Annotated in this window: 17 protein-coding genes and 1 pseudogene; 16 read left to right on the plus strand and 2 right to left on the minus strand. The window is 59.8% G+C overall.

What is annotated here, in order from left to right; all coding sequences use genetic code 11:
* Positions 1-505 precede the first annotated feature (505 nt).
* Positions 506-1045, plus strand: a pseudogene (locus tag K4O48_RS20750) (methyl-accepting chemotaxis protein); the annotation flags it as partial.
* 78 nt (positions 1046-1123) lie between these two features.
* On the opposite strand, the gene K4O48_RS11700 reads toward K4O48_RS20750, so the two are convergent.
* A complete protein-coding gene (locus K4O48_RS11700) occupies positions 1124-1807 on the minus strand; it encodes an alpha/beta family hydrolase (RefSeq protein WP_222908398.1) in 684 nt (227 codons plus the stop codon).
* Positions 1808-1890: 83 nt separating this feature from the next.
* On the opposite strand from K4O48_RS11700, the gene ccoN (K4O48_RS11705) reads away from it, so the two are divergent.
* The 12 genes from ccoN (K4O48_RS11705) to K4O48_RS11760 all read left to right on the plus strand — a co-directional run bounded on the left by ccoN (K4O48_RS11705) (position 1891) and on the right by K4O48_RS11760 (position 13974).
* The gene (gene ccoN, locus K4O48_RS11705) at positions 1891-3315 is read left to right on the plus strand and encodes a cytochrome-c oxidase, cbb3-type subunit I (RefSeq protein ID WP_222908400.1); all 1425 of its coding nucleotides are present in this window, start codon (positions 1891-1893) and stop codon (positions 3313-3315) included.
* Positions 3316-3326: 11 nt separating this feature from the next.
* On the plus strand, positions 3327-3938 hold the full coding sequence (ccoO, locus tag K4O48_RS11710) for a cytochrome-c oxidase, cbb3-type subunit II (RefSeq protein WP_222908402.1): 612 nt from the start codon (positions 3327-3329) through the stop codon (positions 3936-3938).
* 99 nt (positions 3939-4037) lie between these two features.
* Positions 4038-4973, plus strand: coding sequence for a cytochrome-c oxidase, cbb3-type subunit III (gene ccoP, locus K4O48_RS11715; protein ID WP_222908404.1), 936 nt, complete (start codon positions 4038-4040; stop codon positions 4971-4973).
* Positions 4974-5319: 346 nt separating this feature from the next.
* A complete protein-coding gene (gene ccoN, locus K4O48_RS11720) occupies positions 5320-6747 on the plus strand; it encodes a cytochrome-c oxidase, cbb3-type subunit I (RefSeq protein ID WP_073300109.1) in 1428 nt (475 codons plus the stop codon).
* A 12-nt stretch (positions 6748-6759) separates the two neighbouring features.
* A complete protein-coding gene (ccoO, locus tag K4O48_RS11725) occupies positions 6760-7371 on the plus strand; it encodes a cytochrome-c oxidase, cbb3-type subunit II (protein ID WP_222908406.1) in 612 nt (203 codons plus the stop codon).
* A 6-nt stretch (positions 7372-7377) separates the two neighbouring features.
* Positions 7378-7560, plus strand: a complete 183-nt coding sequence (locus K4O48_RS11730) for a cbb3-type cytochrome oxidase subunit 3 (RefSeq protein WP_222908407.1) — start codon at positions 7378-7380, stop codon at positions 7558-7560.
* Positions 7561-8478 carry a cytochrome-c oxidase, cbb3-type subunit III gene (gene ccoP, locus K4O48_RS11735; RefSeq protein WP_222908409.1) on the plus strand — a complete coding sequence of 306 codons (918 nt, stop codon included), beginning with the start codon at positions 7561-7563 and terminating at the stop codon, positions 8476-8478. It begins immediately after the preceding gene.
* A 137-nt stretch (positions 8479-8615) separates the two neighbouring features.
* Positions 8616-10028, plus strand: a complete 1413-nt coding sequence (ccoG, locus tag K4O48_RS11740) for a cytochrome c oxidase accessory protein CcoG (protein ID WP_222908411.1) — start codon at positions 8616-8618, stop codon at positions 10026-10028.
* 11 nt (positions 10029-10039) lie between these two features.
* Positions 10040-10543, plus strand: coding sequence for a FixH family protein (locus K4O48_RS11745; protein ID WP_222908412.1), 504 nt, complete (start codon positions 10040-10042; stop codon positions 10541-10543).
* A gap of 7 nt (positions 10544-10550) precedes the next feature.
* Positions 10551-12995 carry a heavy metal translocating P-type ATPase gene (locus tag K4O48_RS11750; RefSeq protein ID WP_222908413.1) on the plus strand — a complete coding sequence of 815 codons (2445 nt, stop codon included), beginning with the start codon at positions 10551-10553 and terminating at the stop codon, positions 12993-12995.
* Between the two features lie 51 nt (positions 12996-13046).
* On the plus strand, positions 13047-13256 hold the full coding sequence (ccoS, locus tag K4O48_RS11755; protein ID WP_222908414.1) for a cbb3-type cytochrome oxidase assembly protein CcoS: 210 nt from the start codon (positions 13047-13049) through the stop codon (positions 13254-13256).
* A complete protein-coding gene (locus K4O48_RS11760; RefSeq protein WP_222908415.1) occupies positions 13249-13974 on the plus strand; it encodes a sulfite exporter TauE/SafE family protein in 726 nt (241 codons plus the stop codon). The genes ccoS and K4O48_RS11760 overlap by 8 nt, the downstream gene beginning before the upstream one ends.
* Before the next feature lie 61 nt (positions 13975-14035).
* On the opposite strand, the gene nadE is transcribed toward K4O48_RS11760, so the two are convergent.
* Positions 14036-14863 (minus strand): ammonia-dependent NAD(+) synthetase, encoded by an 828-nt coding sequence (gene nadE, locus K4O48_RS11765; protein ID WP_222908423.1) that lies wholly within the window; start codon positions 14861-14863, stop codon positions 14036-14038.
* Between the two features lie 205 nt (positions 14864-15068).
* Between nadE and hemN the strand changes: the two genes are divergently transcribed.
* The 3 genes from hemN to K4O48_RS11780 all read left to right on the plus strand — a co-directional run bounded on the left by hemN (position 15069) and on the right by K4O48_RS11780 (position 17858).
* Positions 15069-16451 (plus strand): oxygen-independent coproporphyrinogen III oxidase, encoded by a 1383-nt coding sequence (gene hemN / locus K4O48_RS11770; protein ID WP_222908425.1) that lies wholly within the window; start codon positions 15069-15071, stop codon positions 16449-16451.
* A gap of 106 nt (positions 16452-16557) precedes the next feature.
* Positions 16558-17292: a fumarate/nitrate reduction transcriptional regulator Fnr gene (gene fnr / locus K4O48_RS11775; RefSeq protein ID WP_222908426.1), complete on the plus strand. Its 735-nt coding sequence runs from the start codon at positions 16558-16560 to the stop codon at positions 17290-17292.
* A gap of 17 nt (positions 17293-17309) precedes the next feature.
* Positions 17310-17858 carry an adenine phosphoribosyltransferase gene (locus K4O48_RS11780; protein WP_222908431.1) on the plus strand — a complete coding sequence of 183 codons (549 nt, stop codon included), beginning with the start codon at positions 17310-17312 and terminating at the stop codon, positions 17856-17858.
* The last annotated feature ends 15 nt before the right edge of the window (positions 17859-17873 follow it).

The following is a 17873-nucleotide window of genomic DNA, read 5'->3' on the forward strand; positions in this document are numbered from 1 at the left end:
GGGCTTTGCATTGGCTGCACTGCTGTCGGTACCCCTGGGAGTTGCTGGGCGGCACTGGCAGATGCGGGGCATGAACCGGTTGTTGAACCTGGCCAAACAATCGACCAGCGATCCGCTGATTGCTCAGATGTATACCGATAGCCACGGTGTTGAGGCGCAATTGGAAATGGCGATGCTCAGCGAGCATGCCCGGCTGAAAACCTGCCTTACGCGACTACAGGACAGCGCCGTGCAACTGCAGCAGCAGGCCAAACGGGCCGATGAGCTGGCGCACAGCTGCTCAGATGGGCTGGCGCGACAACACCATGAGACCGAGCAGGTCGCCACCGCCATCAATCAGATGGCCGCAACGACGCAGGAAGTGGCCAGCAATGTGGCCTTGGCGGCGGACGCCACGGAGCAGGCCAATCAGTTGGCTACCGAGGGTCAGGAGATCGGTGCCCAGACGCGCAAGGCCATTGAGCTGCTGGCACGTGCCGTAACGGAAACCGGCGACGCCGTGTCCGCGCTGGCGCAGAACAGCGAAGAAATCGGCACCGTAGTTGACGTGATCAAAAGCATTGCCGATCAGACCAACCTGCTCGCCCTGAACGCTGCCATTGAAGCGGCCCGTGCGGGCGAAAGCGGACGGGGTTTCGCGGTTGTTGCCGACGAAGTTCGGCAACTGGCGCAGCGCACCGCGGCGGCCACCGGCCAGATTCACCAACTGATTGAAAAGCTTCAGCTGCAGGCACGGCAAGCCGTCGAGACAACCGAGCAGGGGCGCGCTCAAGCCAGTCAGGGAGTGGAGCGTATGGTCGATGCGGACAAAGCGCTCGTAGGGATCAGTGACGCGGTCGGACGCATCATCGACATGACCTCGCAGATCGCGTCGGCAACCGAACAGCAGAGCTCGGTCGCCGAAGAAATCAGCCACAACGTCATCAATATCGCCCGTCTCGCTGATCAGACATCGGGAGATGCTCAGAGCTCGGCGTTGCTCTCGGAAGATCTGGCGGCGACCGCGCAATCGCAGTACACCCTGGTCGAGCGGTTCAATCGCTGAATCGACGCTGACGTCGGTAAAAACGCCCGCTCGCAGCATTCGCCGCAGCGGGCGTTTTACGTTATCAAGGACCGACCTTCACACCTTCCGCAAGAAGGTCGCGACGGCATCCGCGGCGCTATCGAGGTGCTGCTCGTGGGTCAGTCCCGTCCGTTTCAACGGCTTCAGATCATGGTCTGCGGCGGCGAGCCAATGCAGGTAAATCGCCGGTGACAACCTGTACGCAGTAACCGCGGTGCGATCGCCTAACGCATCGCGCTCACCCTGAACGATAAGTGTCGGTGTAGCCAGATCGGCGAGATGCGCTACACGCGGTTTTTCAGGCTTGCCTGTCGCATAGAACGGATAGCCCAGGCAGATCAGCGCATCGACCTCCAACTCGTCGGCCAACAGGCTGGCCATGCGCCCGCCCATGGACTTGCCGCCGATGGCCAGCGGACCTGCGGTTTGCTGTCGCACCGCCCCGTAGACTTCACGCCACTGCTGCAATAGCTGCGCCTGCGGGTTTGGCGGACGCTTGCGCCCTGTTGCACGCCGCTCAGCCATATAAGCGAACTCGAAGCGAAACACCGCAACACCGCGTTCTACCAGCCGTTCGGTCATCTGTTGCATGAACGGGCTATCCATCGGAGCGCCCGCGCCGTGGGCCAGTATCAGGCTGCTACCGGCCGTATTCACGGGCTGATCGACCCTGACGAGCGGGGTTTCGCCGCTCTGTGAGTATTGATCGGCGTCAATACCGGCCATTTGCCCTTTCCCCATTCTTGCCCCCGCTTTCGACTGAAAGAAAAAACCCGCTCGCCGCACAAAAAAACATGCTCACTACCGTGGATGGAAGCCCATACATGAACACAGCAACCAGTACCGCCTACGACTACAAGGTGGTCCGCCAATTCGCCATCATGACGGTGGTGTGGGGAATCGTCGGGATGGGGCTCGGCGTTTTCATCGCAGCGCAGTTGGCCTGGCCGTTCCTTAACTTCGACCTGCCCTGGACCAGCTTCGGCCGCCTGCGACCTTTGCACACCAACGCGGTGATCTTCGCCTTTGGTGGCTGCGCATTGTTCGCGACCTCCTATTACTCCGTCCAGCGCACCTGTCAGACCACGCTGTTCGCACCGAAGCTGGCCGCCTTCACCTTCTGGGGCTGGCAACTGGTGATTCTGTTGGCTGCGATCAGCCTGCCGCTGGGTTTCACCAGCTCCAAAGAGTACGCCGAGCTCGAATGGCCGATCGATATCCTGATCACCATCGTCTGGGTTTCCTACGCGATCGTGTTCTTCGGGACGCTTGCGACTCGCAAGGTTAAGCACATCTACGTGGGCAACTGGTTCTTCGGCGGTTTCATTCTGACCGTTGCCCTGCTCCATGTGGTCAACAACCTGGAAGTGCCGGTCACGGCGATGAAGTCCTACTCGCTCTATTCCGGCGCGACGGATGCAATGGTCCAGTGGTGGTACGGCCACAACGCCGTAGGCTTCTTCCTCACCGCGGGCTTCCTCGGGATCATGTACTACTTCGTGCCGAAGCAGGCCGAGCGTCCGGTGTATTCCTATCGCCTGTCGATTGTTCACTTCTGGGCGTTGATCACCGTCTACATCTGGGCTGGCCCGCACCACCTGCACTACACCGCGCTGCCAGACTGGGCGCAGAGCCTGGGCATGGTGATGTCGCTGATCCTGCTGGCGCCAAGCTGGGGTGGCATGATCAACGGCATGATGACCCTGTCGGGCGCCTGGCATAAGTTGCGCAGCGACCCGATCCTGCGCTTCCTGGTCGTGTCACTGGCGTTCTATGGCATGTCGACCTTCGAAGGTCCGATGATGGCCATCAAGACCGTCAACGCCCTCTCCCACTACACCGACTGGACCATCGGCCACGTTCACGCCGGCGCCCTCGGCTGGGTTGCCATGGTCTCGATCGGTGCGCTGTATCACCTGATCCCGAAAGTATTTGGCCGCGCCCAGATGCACAGCATCGGCCTGATCAACGCGCATTTCTGGCTGGCCACCATCGGCACCGTGCTCTACATCGCCTCCATGTGGGTCAACGGGATCGCCCAGGGCCTGATGTGGCGTGCGATCAACGAAGACGGCACCCTCACCTACTCCTTTGTCGAGGCGCTGGAAGCCAGCCACCCCGGCTTCGTAGTGCGGATGATCGGCGGTGCGATCTTCTTCGCCGGCATGTTGCTGATGGCATACAACACCTGGCGCACCGTACAGGCGGCCAAGCCGGCCGAATACGAAGCCGCTGCGCAGATCGCCTGAGGAGCTGACTGATGAAGAAGCACGAAATACTCGAAAAGAACGTCGGCCTGCTGACCCTGTTCATGATCCTGGCGGTGAGCATCGGTGGCCTGACCCAGATCGTCCCCCTGTTCTTCCAGGACGTGGTGAACGAGCCGGTGGAAGGCATGAAGCCCTACACCGCGCTCGAGCTGGAAGGCCGCGACATCTATATCCGTGAAGGTTGCGTGGGTTGCCACTCACAAATGATTCGCCCGTTCCGTGCCGAGACCGAGCGCTACGGTCACTACTCGGTAGCCGGTGAAAGCGTCTACGACCACCCCTTCCTGTGGGGTTCGAAGCGTACCGGCCCGGACCTCGCGCGCGTCGGCGGTCGCTACTCGGACGACTGGCACCGTGCGCATCTCTACAACCCGCGCAACGTCGTGCCTGAGTCGAAGATGCCGTCCTACCCCTGGCTGGTGGAGGACACCCTCAACGGCAAGGACACCGCCGCGAAGATGAAAGCGCTGCGCAGCGTAGGCGTGCCGTACAGCGATGACGACATTGCCGCTGCCGGTGAAGCCGTCAAGGGCAAAACCGAGATGGACGCGCTGGTGGCGTACCTGCAGGTACTCGGGACCGCACTTCAGAACAAGCGCTGAGACCGCGGCACGCTATCGAAAACGACGTGCTGCAGGGGCGGCCGTCAGCAAACCAACATCGCGGACAGCTCGAGCGTTTGGGCTGTCCAGGAGTAACAAATGAACGCTTTCTGGAGTGGATACATCGCCCTGCTGACGCTGGGTACCATTGTCGCTCTGTTCTGGCTGATCTTCGCCACTCGCAAAGGCGAGTCGCCAGGGACGACCGACAAGACCATGGGACATTCCTTCGACGGCATCGAGGAATATGACAACCCGCTGCCCCGCTGGTGGTTCCTGCTCTTCATCGGCACGCTGGTGTTCGGCCTTCTCTATCTGGTGCTGTACCCCGGCCTGGGCAACTGGAAAGGCGTGATGCCGGGCTATGAAGACGGCTGGACACAAGACAAGCAATGGCAACGCGAAGTCGATCAGGCTGACGAGAAGTTCGGCCCTATCTTCGCCAAGTACTCTGCCATGGGTGTCGCTCAGGTTGCACAGGACGAGCGCGCGCTTAAGATCGGTGGTCGTCTTTTCGCCAACTATTGCTCGGTTTGCCACGGCTCTGACGCCAAAGGCGCAGTTGGTTTCCCCAACCTTGCGGACAGTGACTGGCGCTGGGGCGGCGATGCTGAAACCATCAAGGCGTCGATTCTTCACGGCCGCGTTGCAGCGATGCCAGCCTGGGGGCAGGTCATCGGTGAAGCAGGCGTGAAGAACGTAGCGGCCTATGTCCGCAGCGATCTGGCCGGCCTACCGCTGCCCGAAGGGGCTGACGCGGATACCGCGGCGGGCGGTCAGGTTTATGCGCAAACCTGCGCGGTCTGTCATGGGGCGAACGGTGAAGGCATGGCGGCGATGGGTGCACCGAAGCTGACCAGTTCAGCTGGTTGGATCTACGGCTCTACTCTGCCTCAGTTGCAGCAGACCATTCGTCATGGCCGCAATGGCCAGATGCCCGCTCAGGAACAGTATCTGGGTAATGACAAGGTTCATCTGTTGGCCGCTTACGTCTATAGCCTGTCACAACAGCCAGAGCGTCTGGCGAAGCAGTAATCTCGTACAGGGCGGTGAGCACCACCGCCCTGTTTCGGGTCAAGTTTTAGCCCTATGCGACGCTCTGTCGCAGACCGTCCGACCCAACACCGCTTGGCCTGAAAACCCTCTCGCTTCTATATTGCTTCCCAACTCGCCGAACCCCCGCAGAACTACAAGGCGAACCCTCGATTCAGCACATCGGCCTGATGTGAAAAACGACCCTGCAAAGAGCACGGAATAGGCTTGGGATCAGGGTCCTAACGGCACGAGATGGCCCGGGCGTTGATTGCATTGCCCCCCTCCTTTCTCCATACTTGCCGCCGTTTTTGCCCCCTTGAAATGCCATTTAGCGTGGAAGCCTTGCATGAGCACAGCAATAAGTGAGACTGCATATAACTATAAGGTGGTTCGCCAATTCGCCATCATGACGGTGGTGTGGGGAATTATCGGAATGGGTCTGGGAGTGTTCATCGCCGCACAGCTCGTGTGGCCTGAACTCAACTTCGACCTGCCCTGGACCAGCTTTGGTCGTTTGCGCCCACTGCACACCAACGCGGTGATTTTCGCGTTCGGCGGCTGTGCGTTGATGGCTACGTCCTTCTACGTTGTTCAGCGGACCTCGCAGGCACGCCTGTTTTCCGACGGCCTCGCCGCGTTCACCTTCTGGGGTTGGCAGGCGGTCCTGGTTCTGGCTGTGATCACACTGCCGCAGGGCTTCACCAGCTCCAAGGAATACGCCGAGCTGGAATGGCCAATCGATATCCTGATTACCCTCGTCTGGGTCAGCTACGCCGTGGTGTTCTTCGGCACCATCATGAAGCGTAAGGCTGCCCACATTTATGTAGGGAACTGGTTCTTTGGCGGCTTCATCCTGGTTACGGCGATGCTGCACATCGTCAACAACCTTGAAGTACCGGTGACCTGGTTCAAGTCCTACTCGATCTACTCGGGTGCGACCGACGCGATGGTTCAGTGGTGGTACGGCCACAACGCCGTGGGCTTCTTCCTGACCACCGGCTTCCTGGGCATGATGTATTACTTCGTACCCAAGCAGGCTGGCCGCCCGGTTTACTCCTACCGCCTGTCCATTGTGCATTTCTGGGCGTTGATCACCCTCTACATCTGGGCCGGCCCGCACCACCTGCACTACACCGCGCTGCCGGAGTGGGCACAAAGCCTGGGCATGGTCATGTCCATCATTCTGCTGGCGCCGAGCTGGGGCGGCATGATCAACGGCATGATGACCCTGTCGGGCGCCTGGCATAAGCTGCGCACCGACCCGATCCTGCGCTTCCTGGTCGTCTCCCTGGCGTTCTATGGTATGTCGACCTTCGAAGGTCCGATGATGGCCATCAAGACCGTTAACGCCCTCTCTCACTACACCGACTGGACCATCGGTCACGTACACGCCGGCGCCCTCGGCTGGGTAGCGATGATCACCATCGGCTCCATGTACCACTTGATCCCGAAGGTTTTCGCTCGCGAGCAGATGCACAGCATCGGCCTGATCAACGCCCACTTCTGGTTGGCCACCATTGGCACCGTGCTCTACATCGCTTCGATGTGGGTCAACGGGATCACCCAGGGTCTGATGTGGCGTGCGATCAACGAAGACGGCACGCTCACCTACTCCTTCGTCGAAGCGCTGGAGGCAAGCCACCCGGGCTTCATCGTCCGTTGGCTCGGCGGTGTCTTCTTCCTCACCGGCATGCTGCTGATGGCTTACAACACCTGGCGCACCGTGCGTGCCGCCAAAGCGGCTGAATTCGAAGCCGCTGCGCAGATCGCCTGAGGGAACCGATAAATGAAGAATCACGAAATACTCGAAAAGAACGTCGGTCTGCTGACCCTGTTCATGATCCTTGCGGTGAGCATTGGTGGTCTGACCCAGATCGTTCCGCTGTTCTTCCAAGACGTTGTGAACGAGCCTGTGGAGGGGATGAAGCCCTACACCGCGCTGCAGCTCGAAGGGCGTGACCTATACATCCGTGAAGGCTGTGTCGGTTGCCACTCGCAGATGATCCGCCCGTTCCGCGCCGAGACCGAGCGCTACGGTCATTACTCGGTTGCCGGCGAGAGCGTTTACGATCACCCGTTCCTGTGGGGCTCCAAGCGCACCGGCCCGGATCTCGCACGCGTTGGCGGTCGATATTCAGACGATTGGCATCGTGCGCACCTCTACAACCCGCGCAACGTCGTGCCTGAATCGAAGATGCCCTCTTACCCCTGGCTGGTCGAGCATAGTCTTGACGGCAAAGACACCGCCAAAAAGATGGAAGCCTTGCGCAGCGTAGGCGTGCCTTACACCGAGGAAGACATCGCCGGTGCAAAGGACGCGGTCAAGGGCAAAACCGAAATGGATGCCCTCGTCGCCTACCTGCAAGTACTTGGCACTGCACTCACCAACAAACGGTAACGCACCATGGATATCGGGACTCTTCGCGGCCTGGGCACCATTCTTGTTTTTGTCGCCTTTATTGGCGTCGTGCTCTGGGCGTACAGCAGCAAGCGCAAGAAAAGCTTCGACGAAGCTGCCAATCTGCCCTTCGCAGACGAGCCCGACGCCAAGAAGCGTGAAGAAGAAGCTTCCAGGAGTAAGAAATAAATGACCTCGTTTTGGAGTTGGTACATCACCCTGCTGAGCCTGGGGACCATCGCAGCACTGGTCTGGCTGCTGCTCGCGACTCGCAAGGGACAACGCCACGACAGCACCGAAGAAACCGTCGGCCATTCCTATGACGGCATCGAGGAGTACGACAACCCGCTTCCGCGCTGGTGGTTCATGCTGTTTGTCGCCACAGTGATCTTTGCCCTGGGTTATCTCGTGCTGTACCCGGGCCTGGGCAACTGGAAAGGCGTACTGCCTGGCTACGAAGGTGGCTGGACGCAAGTCAAGGAATGGCAGCGTGAAGTGGACAAGGCGAACGAGCAGTACGGTCCGCTCTACGCCAAGTTTGCATCCATGCCGGTCGAACAAGTCGCCCAGGATCCGCAAGCGCTGAAAATGGGTGGTCGTCTGTTTGCATCCAACTGTTCCGTCTGCCACGGCTCTGATGCCAAAGGCGCGTATGGCTTCCCGAACCTGACCGACAATGACTGGCTGTGGGGCGGCGCGCCTGAGACGATCAAAACCACCATCATGGGTGGCCGTCAGGCTGCCATGCCTGCCTGGCGCGATGTGATCGGCGAGGACGGCATTCGCAACGTCTCCGGTTATGTACGGACCCTGGCTGGTCGCGACATTCCCGAAGGCATCAGTGCCGACATTGAGCAGGGTCAAAAGATCTTCGCAGCCAACTGTGTAGCCTGCCATGGGCCTGAAGGTAAAGGCACCGAAGCAATGGGCGCGCCGAACCTGACCGACAATGTCTGGCTTTACGGCTCGAGCTTCGGACAGATTCAGCAGACCCTCCGTTATGGTCGTAACGGCCGCATGCCAGCCCAGGAACACATCCTTGGCAATGACAAGGTGCACCTGCTCGCCGCTTATGTGTACAGCCTCTCCCAACAGCCGGAGAACTGATACAACCGGTGTCAGGCGCGACCCACGGTCGCACCTGACACCGGCTATCGAGGCGTACCATTCGCAGCAGGTCAGCTAAAGATCCCGGTCGGCACGCATCGGCCGGGACACTCACCCTCCGCCGTGGTACGTATTCGATGTCCGAGCAAATCCCTGTTCACGATGTAACCCCACCGGCCAAGGTCAATGCGTCATCCGACCTGTACGCCGCGCGTGAAAAAATCTATACCCGCTCCTTTACCGGCCTTTTTCGCAACCTGCGACTCGTAGGCGGCGCGCTGCTCTTCGTGCTCTATTTCGGCACCGTATGGTTGAACTGGAACGGTCGGCAAGCCGTCTGGTGGGATCTCCCTGAGCGTAAGTTCTATATCTTCGGTGCCACTTTCTGGCCCCAGGACTTCATCCTGCTTTCGGCACTGCTGATCATCTGCGCATTCGGACTGTTCTTCATCACCGTGTTCGCCGGTCGCGTCTGGTGCGGCTATACGTGCCCTCAGAGCGTGTTCACCTGGGTGTTCATGTGGGCGGAAAAAGTCACCGAGGGTGATCGCAACCAGCGCATGAAGCTGGATAAAGCACCGATGAGTGCTAACAAATTTTTCCGCAAGCTCGGCAAGCACGCGATCTGGCTCGCCGTCTCGCTCGCAATCGGCATAACCTTTGTTGGCTACTTCACGCCGATCCGTGACCTCGTACCTGATCTGCTGACCTTACAAGTTGGCGGCTGGGCGTTGTTCTGGGTCGGCTTCTTTACCCTTGCTACATACGGAAACGCAGGCTATCTGCGCGAGCAGGTGTGCATCTACATGTGCCCTTACGCTCGCTTCCAGAGCGTGATGTTCGATAAGGACACGCTGATTGTTTCCTACGACCCTCGCCGTGGTGAGCGTCGCGGCCCTCGCAAGAAGGACGCCGACTACAAAGCCATGGGTCTGGGCGACTGCATCGATTGCACCATGTGTGTACAGGTGTGCCCGACGGGTATCGATATCCGCGACGGGCTGCAGGTCGAGTGCATCGGTTGCGCCGCGTGCATCGACGCTTGCGACACGATCATGGACAAGATGAACTACCCGCGCGGGCTGATCAGCTACACCACAGAACACAATCTTTCCGGACAGAAAACCCGCCTGGCCCGGCCGCGTCTGATTGGTTACGCAGTGGCACTGATCGCGATGATGGGCGTGTTTGTATTCGCCGTCACCGACCGCTCACTGGTCAAGCTGGACGTACTCAAAGATCGCGTGCTCTACCGCGAGAACGAGCAAGGCAGAATCGAGAATGTCTACACGCTGAAGGTGATGAACAAGGCACAGAGCGACCAGACGTTCATCATCGAGGCCACTGGTCTTGAAGGTTTGAAGTATGAGGGGCGCAACGAGATCCGCGCCGAGGCAGGCGAGCTCGTCACCGTACCGGTAGAGCTCTCGGTCGCACCGGAACAACTGCCCTCGAGCACCAACGATATTGTCTTCCACATCAGATCGGCAGACGACCCGGCCATAGAAGATGAATCCGAGAGTCGATTCATCGGCCCCAGCATTCGCTAAACAGGTAGTACATGAGCAATTCCGAGCACGAAAACACCCGTTGGTACACCCAGTTCTGGGCCTGGTTCGTCATTGGCATCCTCTTGTTGTCCGTCATTCTCGGCACGTCGATGCTGACCATTGCGATTCGCAATGCCGATACGTTGGTGTCCGACAATTACTACGACGCCGGCAAAGGCATCAACCAGTCGTTGGAGCGGGAAAAGCTGGCCGAGCGCCTGCAGGTTCAGGCACAGCTGACGCTCAACGACGATCGCGGTTTGGCAGAAGTGCAACTGAGCGGTCATAGCGGACCCCAGCAGCTCGTTCTCAACCTGCTCTCACCCACCCAGCCAGAGCGTGATCGCCGCATTATTCTGCAGCCGCAAGGCAACGGCTTCTATCAGGGGCAGATGCAGGAACCCGTCACAGGCAGACGTTTCGTCGAGTTGCTTGGCCGGGAGGGTGATCAGGACTGGCGTCTGTTTGAGGAGAGGGAAATCGTCAGCGGGCAGACGCTCCAGCTAAGTTACTGACCGGCCGATGGCGAGCCCCGTCCCCTGCTATCACTGCGGCCTGCCGGTACCTGCCGGCAGCGCTTATAGCGCCCGCGTGCTCAACGAGCAGCGGGCGCTGTGCTGTCCAGGCTGCCAGGCGGTCGCAGAAGTGATCGTGCAAGGCGGCCTTGAAAGCTACTACCTGCATCGCAGCGAGACGTCCGCCAATCCCGGCGCGCTGCCACAGGCGCTCACCGAAGAACTGGCCCTGTATGACCGTCAGGATGTGCAGCAGCCGTTCGTAGAGCACGAAGGCGACCTGGCCAGTACGTCATTGATGATCGAAGGCATCAGCTGCGCCGCCTGTGGTTGGCTGATTGAAAAGCATCTGCGCGGCCTCGGTGAAGTCACTGAAGCCAACCTGAACCTGTCCAACCATCGGCTGCGGGTGCGCTGGAACGATGCGACGTTGCCTCTCAGCGAATTGCTCTCCGAGCTCCGGCGTATTGGTTACGCCGCGCACCCCTATCAGGCCGACCAGGCAGCCGAGCGTCTTGCGCGAGAAAACCGTCGCAGCATGCGGCAGCTGGGCGTGACCGGGCTTCTCTGGATGCAAGTCATGATGGCGACCATGGCGACCTGGCCGGAATTCAATATCGATCTCTCGCCAGGCATGGCCAGTATCCTGCGCTGGACCGCCTTATTGCTGACAACTCCCATTGTGTTCTATTGCTGCACCGATTTCTTCAAGGGCGCCGTCAGGGATCTGCGCACCCGTCACCTGACCATGGACGTGTCGGTCTCGTTGGCAATCGGCGGCGCCTACCTCGCCGGCGTCTGGTCAACCGTAACCGGTCAGGGCGAGCTGTATTTCGACGCTGTCGGCATGTTCGCACTGTTCTTGCTGGCCGGACGCTTTCTAGAGCGCCGCGCGCGTGAGCGCACCGCTGCCGCGACCGCTCAACTGGTCAATCTGTTGCCCGCGTCCTGTCTGAGGCTTAGCGAAGACGGGCAAACGGCACGCATCCTGCTCAGCGAACTACAGCTCGGCGATCGCGTGCTGGTGCACCCCGGCGCGCTGATTCCGGCTGATGGTCGGATCGTTGACGGGCAATCGAGCATCGACGAATCAGTCCTCACTGGCGAGTATCTGCCACAGGCGCGTCGCACAGGCGATGCCGTCACCGCCGGCACACTCAATGTCGAAGGCGCCTTGACGGTCAAGGTCGAAGCGCTCGGGGACAGTACGCGCTTGTCCGCCATTGTTGGCCTTTTGGAACGCGCGCAATCAGACAAACCACGTCTGGCCGAACTGGCGGATCGGGTTGCGCAATGGTTTCTGCTGATCGTGCTGTTAACAGCCGCTGTCGTCGGCACTGTCTGGTGGCAGATCGATCCGCAACGCGCCTTCTGGATCGTGCTCGCCTTGCTTGTTGCAACCTGCCCTTGCGCCCTTTCGCTGGCCACACCAACTGCATTGACCACCGCCACCGGGACGCTGCATAAGCTTGGGCTGCTGCTCACGCGCGGGCACGTCCTGGAAGGGCTGAATCACATTGACACAGTGATTTTTGACAAGACCGGCACATTGACCGAAGGGCGTCTCACCCTGGGTGAAGTACGTCCCCTGGGAGAACTCGATGCGAATGCCTGTCTGGAGCTCGCGGCTGCATTGGAGAATCGCTCCGAACATCCAATCGCCAGAGCGTTCGGGCGAGCGCCTCAAGCAGCTGACGCTGTGGATAGCGTCCCGGGGCTTGGCCTGCAGGGTTCAGTTGCCGGCCGTACCCTGCGCATTGGTCAGCCCAATTTCGTTGCGGCGGGCTATAGCGCTGCTGCGCCCGCCATTCCTGATGAGCAGGGTCAGTGGCTGCTATTAGGCGACGCTCAAGGGCCACTGGCCTGGCTGGTACTCAATGACAGGCTTCGCGACGACGCGCCTGCTCTGCTGCATGCCTGCAGGCGTCGTGGTTGGAAAACCCTGTTGCTGTCCGGCGACAGCTCCCCGATGGTGGGCGAGATCGCTCGGCAGCTAGGCATCGAAGACGCGTACGGGGGAATGACGCCGACGGACAAGCTCACCCACCTGCAACGCCTGCAAGCCGAAGGGCACAGAGTGCTGATGTTGGGTGACGGGGTTAATGACGCACCGGTGCTGGCCGCCGCAGACATCAGCGTGGCGATGGGCTCGGCAACCGATCTGGCAAAGACCAGTGCCGATGCGGTGTTGCTCAGCAACCGTCTCGACAGCTTGGTGCAGGCATTCGACGTGGCCCGGCGAAGCCGTCGTATCATCATCGAAAATCTGGCGTGGGCAAGCCTGTACAACGGCTTGATCCTGCCATTCGCCGCCATTGGCTGGGTCACGCCACTCTGGGCGGCGCTGGGCATGTCGGCCAGCTCGTTGCTGGTTGTGCTCAATGCACTGCGCTTAACTCGCTTGCCCCAAAGACCGGCGGCCCGACAGTCCTCGCTCCTTGGCGTAGGATAAAGCCACCCCACCACTCCGACTATGTCTTGCCGTACCGTTTCCGGAGGTCCTATGGCCGCGCTCTACATTCTGATTCCCGTCGCCGTGGTTCTGGTCGCGCTCGCCATTTGGGTTTTTTTCTGGGCGGTCGATAGCGGTCAGTACGATGACCTCGATGGGCCGGCCCATAGCATCTTGTTCGATGAAGAAGATCCTAAACATCGCGCCGGTATTGAAGAGGCGGACAGAGGAAAAGACGAGGGGAAGCCTGATCGTGGGTGAATTGCTCCCTCTGCTGCTGTCTGCACTGGTCCTTGGATTACTCGGCGGCGGGCACTGCCTGGGAATGTGCGGGGGATTGATGGGCGCGTTGACAATGGCGATCCCGCCGGAACAACGTGGACGACGCTTGCGCTTGTTGATTGCCTACAACCTGGGCCGGGTACTCAGCTATGCCGGAGCGGGACTGCTGATTGGTCTGGCGGGCTGGGCGGTTGCGAATAGTCCCGCCGCGATGGTGTTGCGGGTTATCGCTGCACTGCTATTGATCTGTATGGGGCTTTATCTGGCCGGTTGGTGGAGCGGGCTGACGCGCGTCGAGGCCGTGGGACGTGGCCTTTGGCGGCATATCCAGCCGTTCGCCAGTCGCCTGATGCCCGTCCGGAGCATCCCTCGCGCGCTGCTGCTCGGAGCGCTCTGGGGCTGGCTGCCTTGTGGCCTGGTCTACAGCACATTGCTGTGGGCGGCGAGCCAAGGGGATGCGCTGGACAGCGCGCTATTGATGCTGGCATTCGGCATTGGCACGTGGCCGGTACTTCTAGCGACCGGCCTGGCAGCCGAACGGTTGACCGCGATGCTACGCAAACGCGGCGTACGGGTACTCGGCGGCATGATGGTCATCCTGTTCGGCTTATGGACCCTCCCCGGGCCTCATCAGCAATGGCTCATGGGTCACGGCGGCGGAACGCCCGAGCACAACGAACCGACGCACATTCACTAGACCGGCGCTGAGGCGCACAGGCGGAACTCAAACGAGTCCCGACCAACGTTCATGCATGGTGTCAGGGTTCTTTAGGCAATTGGCGTTTGTGCGCCGAGTTGTCGTAGGTTGCAATGATGATGCGCGCGGCTTCATCAGGCACCGGCTTTCCTTGCAGGAAAGCGTCGATATGCTGATAGCTCACGCCGTGCGCATCTTCGTCTGGCTTCCCGGGCGTTAGCTCTTCAAGGTCGGCGGTCGGAACCTTTTTCACCAGCTGTTCGGGCGCACCTAACGCGGCGGCCAGCTCGCGAACCTGGTGCTTGACCAAGCCGGCCAGCGGGGTCAGGTCGCAAGCGCCGTCACCGAACTTGGTAAAGAACCCCATCACTGCCTCAGCTGCATGATCGGTGCCAATGACAAGCCCCTGGCGTGCGTTAGCAATGGTGTACTGAGCCACCATGCGCATCCGGGCCTTTGTGTTACCCAGTACGAAATCGCGCTTCTCCGCCGCCAGCGCGTCGAGCGCCTCGGTCGCGCGCGACAGCCCCTGAACAGCGGCGCCTATGTTGACGGTATGGCATTCATCCGGCTTGATCGTCTCGACCGCCAACTGCGCCTCGTCCTCGTCATGCTGAACCTGATACGGCAGCCGGACGGCGATGAACCGGTAGTCATCTCCCTCTCCCGCAGCTCGCATCCCTTCCACCGCACGTTGCGCGAGCAGACCGGCCGCGGTTGAATCGACACCACCGCTGATTCCCAGCACGAGCGTTTTCAAGCCGGAATCGCGCAGGCATGACTGAATGAAGCCCACGCGCTTGTCGATTTCGGCCTGCACTGACTCGGGACCGTCGAAGGGTGGACGAACGTTGAGTGCGGCGGCGATCTCTTGCTGGCGGCTGTGCATGGGTATCTCCTGTACGGATGAACGGTTCGATTCGATTCGAACCCTTAGTTGGACTATCGGACCACAATTCAGCGGATAAATCTCCGGGCAGCTACCAGCCATCCTGGAGCGTACTGCAGGGTCTGAACTCGCTTGATACAGGTCAAGTCTACGCAACCCCACGCGCCCTAGAATCCCGTCATCGCAGTCAACCCGAGACCGTAAGATGCTCGACGCCATTCGCTGGGACGCCGACCTGATCCATCGTTACGATCAGGCAGGGCCGCGCTATACGTCATATCCGACCGCCCTCCAGTTTGACGGCAAGATGGGTTCTTTCGATCTTCTGCATGCGCTTCGACGTAGCCGGCAGGCCGGCCGGACGCTTTCGCTGTACCTCCACCTGCCGTTTTGCTCAAGCGTCTGCTATCACTGCCGCAGCAACAAGGTCATCACCGCCGACCGTGGCCGCGCCTTTTCCTACCTGAAACAGCTGGAAAAGGAAATCGAGCTGGTCGCCTGTCATCTCGGCCCTGATCAAGTAGTCGAGCAACTGCACGTAGGCGGCGGAACACCAACCTTTGCTAGTCATGACCAGCTGCGCCAGCTAATGGCTCATCTGCGCAAGCATTTCACCTTGCAGGATGATGATCATGCCGACTTCGGTATAGACATTGACCCTCGCGAGACTGACTGGGCCACGATGGGCCTATTACGCGAGCTGGGTTTCAATAGGGTCAACATCAGCGTGCCGGATCTCGCTCCGACAGTGCAGAGCGCCATCAACCGAACGCAGACGCTAGAGCAGACCCAGACGATCATCGACGCCGCGAGAACCCTGCAATATCGCACCATAGACATCAACCTGATCTATGGGCTGCCGTTACAAACCCCGCCACATTTCGCGCGGACGGTCGATGCCGTCATCGCTCTACAGCCAGACCGGGTCTCAGTATCTAGCTATGAGCACTTACCTGAGCGGCACATGGCACAGAGGCGAATCAACGCGGCAGACCTTGCGGAATCAGCTAACAAGCTGAAAATGCTGCAAACCGGCGTGGAACAGCTCACTCACGCCGGTTACCGCTATATCGGAATGGATCATTTCGCACTGCCTGATGACGAACTCGCAGTCGCGCAGGAAGATGGCAGATTGCAACGCAACGTGCAGGGTTACACCACCCATGGATACTGCGACCTGATTGGCCTGGGCGTTTCGGCCATTAGCCAGATAGGTGATCTGTACTGCCAGAACAGCAGCGATGTCACGATCTACCAGCAAACGCTGAGCCAGGGCCAGCTCGCTACCGTTCGCGGCTTGCGCTGCAGCGAAGATGACCAGATCAGACGCCGTGTGATCCAGGCACTTCTGTGCGACTTCGAGCTGCGTTTCGATGAAGTCGAAAAGGACTATGGAATCGATTTCAGAACCTACTTCCAGAAAAGTTGGCCAGCCCTTAACCAGATGGCCGCCGACGGACTTATCCAACTGAACGACAACGCCATCTCCATTCAGCCATCGGGAAGACTGTTGGCTCACGCATTGTGTATGCAATTCGACCATTACCAGCCAGCATCGCCCGTTTCGCAGTTCTCCCGGGCCATCTGAGCAGAAAGGGCGCGCTGTTTCCGCCCTGCGACGCCTCTGCCAATTGGCCTAAGGTGGCCGCCTGGGTTAACCTTGCGCGTCCCGTAGGGTTTTTCAGGAACCGCCAATGTCCGAGTCGATCAAGGTCCGTAAGCAGCCGCAAGCACATTGCAAGGACTGCTCTCTCTCTGGCCTGTGCCTGCCGCTTTCATTGAACATGCAAGGCATGGAAGCGCTCGACGACATCGTTAAGCGCGGGCGGCCGCTGAAAAAGGGAGAAATGCTTTTCCGGCAGGGTGACACTTTCAGTTCCGTGTTCGCCATCCGCTCCGGAGCACTACGCACGTTCAGCGTCACCGACGCCGGTGAGGAGCAGATCACCGGCTTTCATTTGCCAAGTGAGATGGTCGGACTTTCTGGCATGGACACCGAAACCTATCCGGTATCCGCGCAGGCGCTGGAAACGACATCGGTTTGTGAAATCCCTTTCGATCGCCTCGACGAGCTCAGCGTGCTGCTGCCCCAGCTACGCCGTCAATTGATGCGCATCATGAGTCGCGAAATTCGCGATGATCAACAGATGATGATGTTGTTGTCGAAGAAGACCGCAGACGAGCGCATCGCGACGTTCCTGGTCAACCTCTCCGCGCGCTTCAGCGCCCGCGGCTTCTCTGCCAATCACTTCCGCCTACCCATGTCGCGCAATGAAATCGGCAGCTACCTGGGCTTGGCAGTCGAAACCGTCTCCCGTGTCTTCACTCGTTGCCAGGCGAACGGCCTGCTGGAAGCTGAAGGCAAGGAAGTACGTATTCTCGACTCCATTCGTCTATGCGCCCTGGCGGGCGGAAACATGGACGCCTGACGCGTCCGGAGCCCGTTATGATTTTCGACGAGTTTTCCATCAAGAAGCTGATACGCCCAGTTCCGGACTTCCCCAAGCCGGGCGTAGTTTTCCGAGATATCACACCGCTGCTGCAGTCACCCAAGGCGCTGCGCATGGTCGCGGATAGCATGATCCAGCGCTATGTCGAAACGGATTTCACACATGTCGGCGCGCTGGACGCCCGTGGCTTCATAATCGGCTCGATCATTGCCTACGAACTGAACAGGCCGCTCATTCTGTTCCGCAAGAAGGGCAAGCTCCCGGCCGATGTGTTGGCAGCGTCATACAGCACTGAGTATGGCGAAGCCTTCCTTGAAGTCCACGCGGACAGCCTCTGTGAGGGCGATTCGGTTTTGTTGCTGGATGATCTGATCGCAACGGGCGGAACACTGGTCGCCGCGGCTCAACTGGTTCGCCGGATGGGCGCGCATATCCACGAAGCCGCGGCAATCATCGACCTGCCTGAGCTTGGCGGATCACGCAAACTGCAGGACATGGGTATACCTACCTTCACCCTGACCGCGTTCGAACTGACCGAGCGCTAATCGTGTTTCACCGAA

It is taken from the genome of Pseudomonas sp. DNDY-54 (assembly GCF_019880365.1).
Lineage (GTDB): Bacteria > Pseudomonadota > Gammaproteobacteria > Pseudomonadales > Pseudomonadaceae > Stutzerimonas > Stutzerimonas stutzeri_P.

Coding starts and splice junctions, on each gene's coding strand:
- K4O48_RS11700 (WP_222908398.1), bottom strand. CDS start 1,807: ATGGGGAAAGGGCAAATGGCCGGTATTGACGCCGATCAATACTCACAG.
- ccoN (WP_222908400.1), top strand. CDS start 1,891: ATGAACACAGCAACCAGTACCGCCTACGACTACAAGGTGGTCCGCCAA.
- ccoO (WP_222908402.1), top strand. CDS start 3,327: ATGAAGAAGCACGAAATACTCGAAAAGAACGTCGGCCTGCTGACCCTG.
- ccoP (WP_222908404.1), top strand. CDS start 4,038: ATGAACGCTTTCTGGAGTGGATACATCGCCCTGCTGACGCTGGGTACC.
- ccoN (WP_073300109.1), top strand. CDS start 5,320: ATGAGCACAGCAATAAGTGAGACTGCATATAACTATAAGGTGGTTCGC.
- ccoO (WP_222908406.1), top strand. CDS start 6,760: ATGAAGAATCACGAAATACTCGAAAAGAACGTCGGTCTGCTGACCCTG.
- K4O48_RS11730 (WP_222908407.1), top strand. CDS start 7,378: ATGGATATCGGGACTCTTCGCGGCCTGGGCACCATTCTTGTTTTTGTC.
- ccoP (WP_222908409.1), top strand. CDS start 7,561: ATGACCTCGTTTTGGAGTTGGTACATCACCCTGCTGAGCCTGGGGACC.
- ccoG (WP_222908411.1), top strand. CDS start 8,616: ATGTCCGAGCAAATCCCTGTTCACGATGTAACCCCACCGGCCAAGGTC.
- K4O48_RS11745 (WP_222908412.1), top strand. CDS start 10,040: ATGAGCAATTCCGAGCACGAAAACACCCGTTGGTACACCCAGTTCTGG.
- K4O48_RS11750 (WP_222908413.1), top strand. CDS start 10,551: ATGGCGAGCCCCGTCCCCTGCTATCACTGCGGCCTGCCGGTACCTGCC.
- ccoS (WP_222908414.1), top strand. CDS start 13,047: ATGGCCGCGCTCTACATTCTGATTCCCGTCGCCGTGGTTCTGGTCGCG.
- nadE (WP_222908423.1), bottom strand. CDS start 14,863: ATGCACAGCCGCCAGCAAGAGATCGCCGCCGCACTCAACGTTCGTCCA.
- hemN (WP_222908425.1), top strand. CDS start 15,069: ATGCTCGACGCCATTCGCTGGGACGCCGACCTGATCCATCGTTACGAT.
- fnr (WP_222908426.1), top strand. CDS start 16,558: ATGTCCGAGTCGATCAAGGTCCGTAAGCAGCCGCAAGCACATTGCAAG.
- K4O48_RS11780 (WP_222908431.1), top strand. CDS start 17,310: ATGATTTTCGACGAGTTTTCCATCAAGAAGCTGATACGCCCAGTTCCG.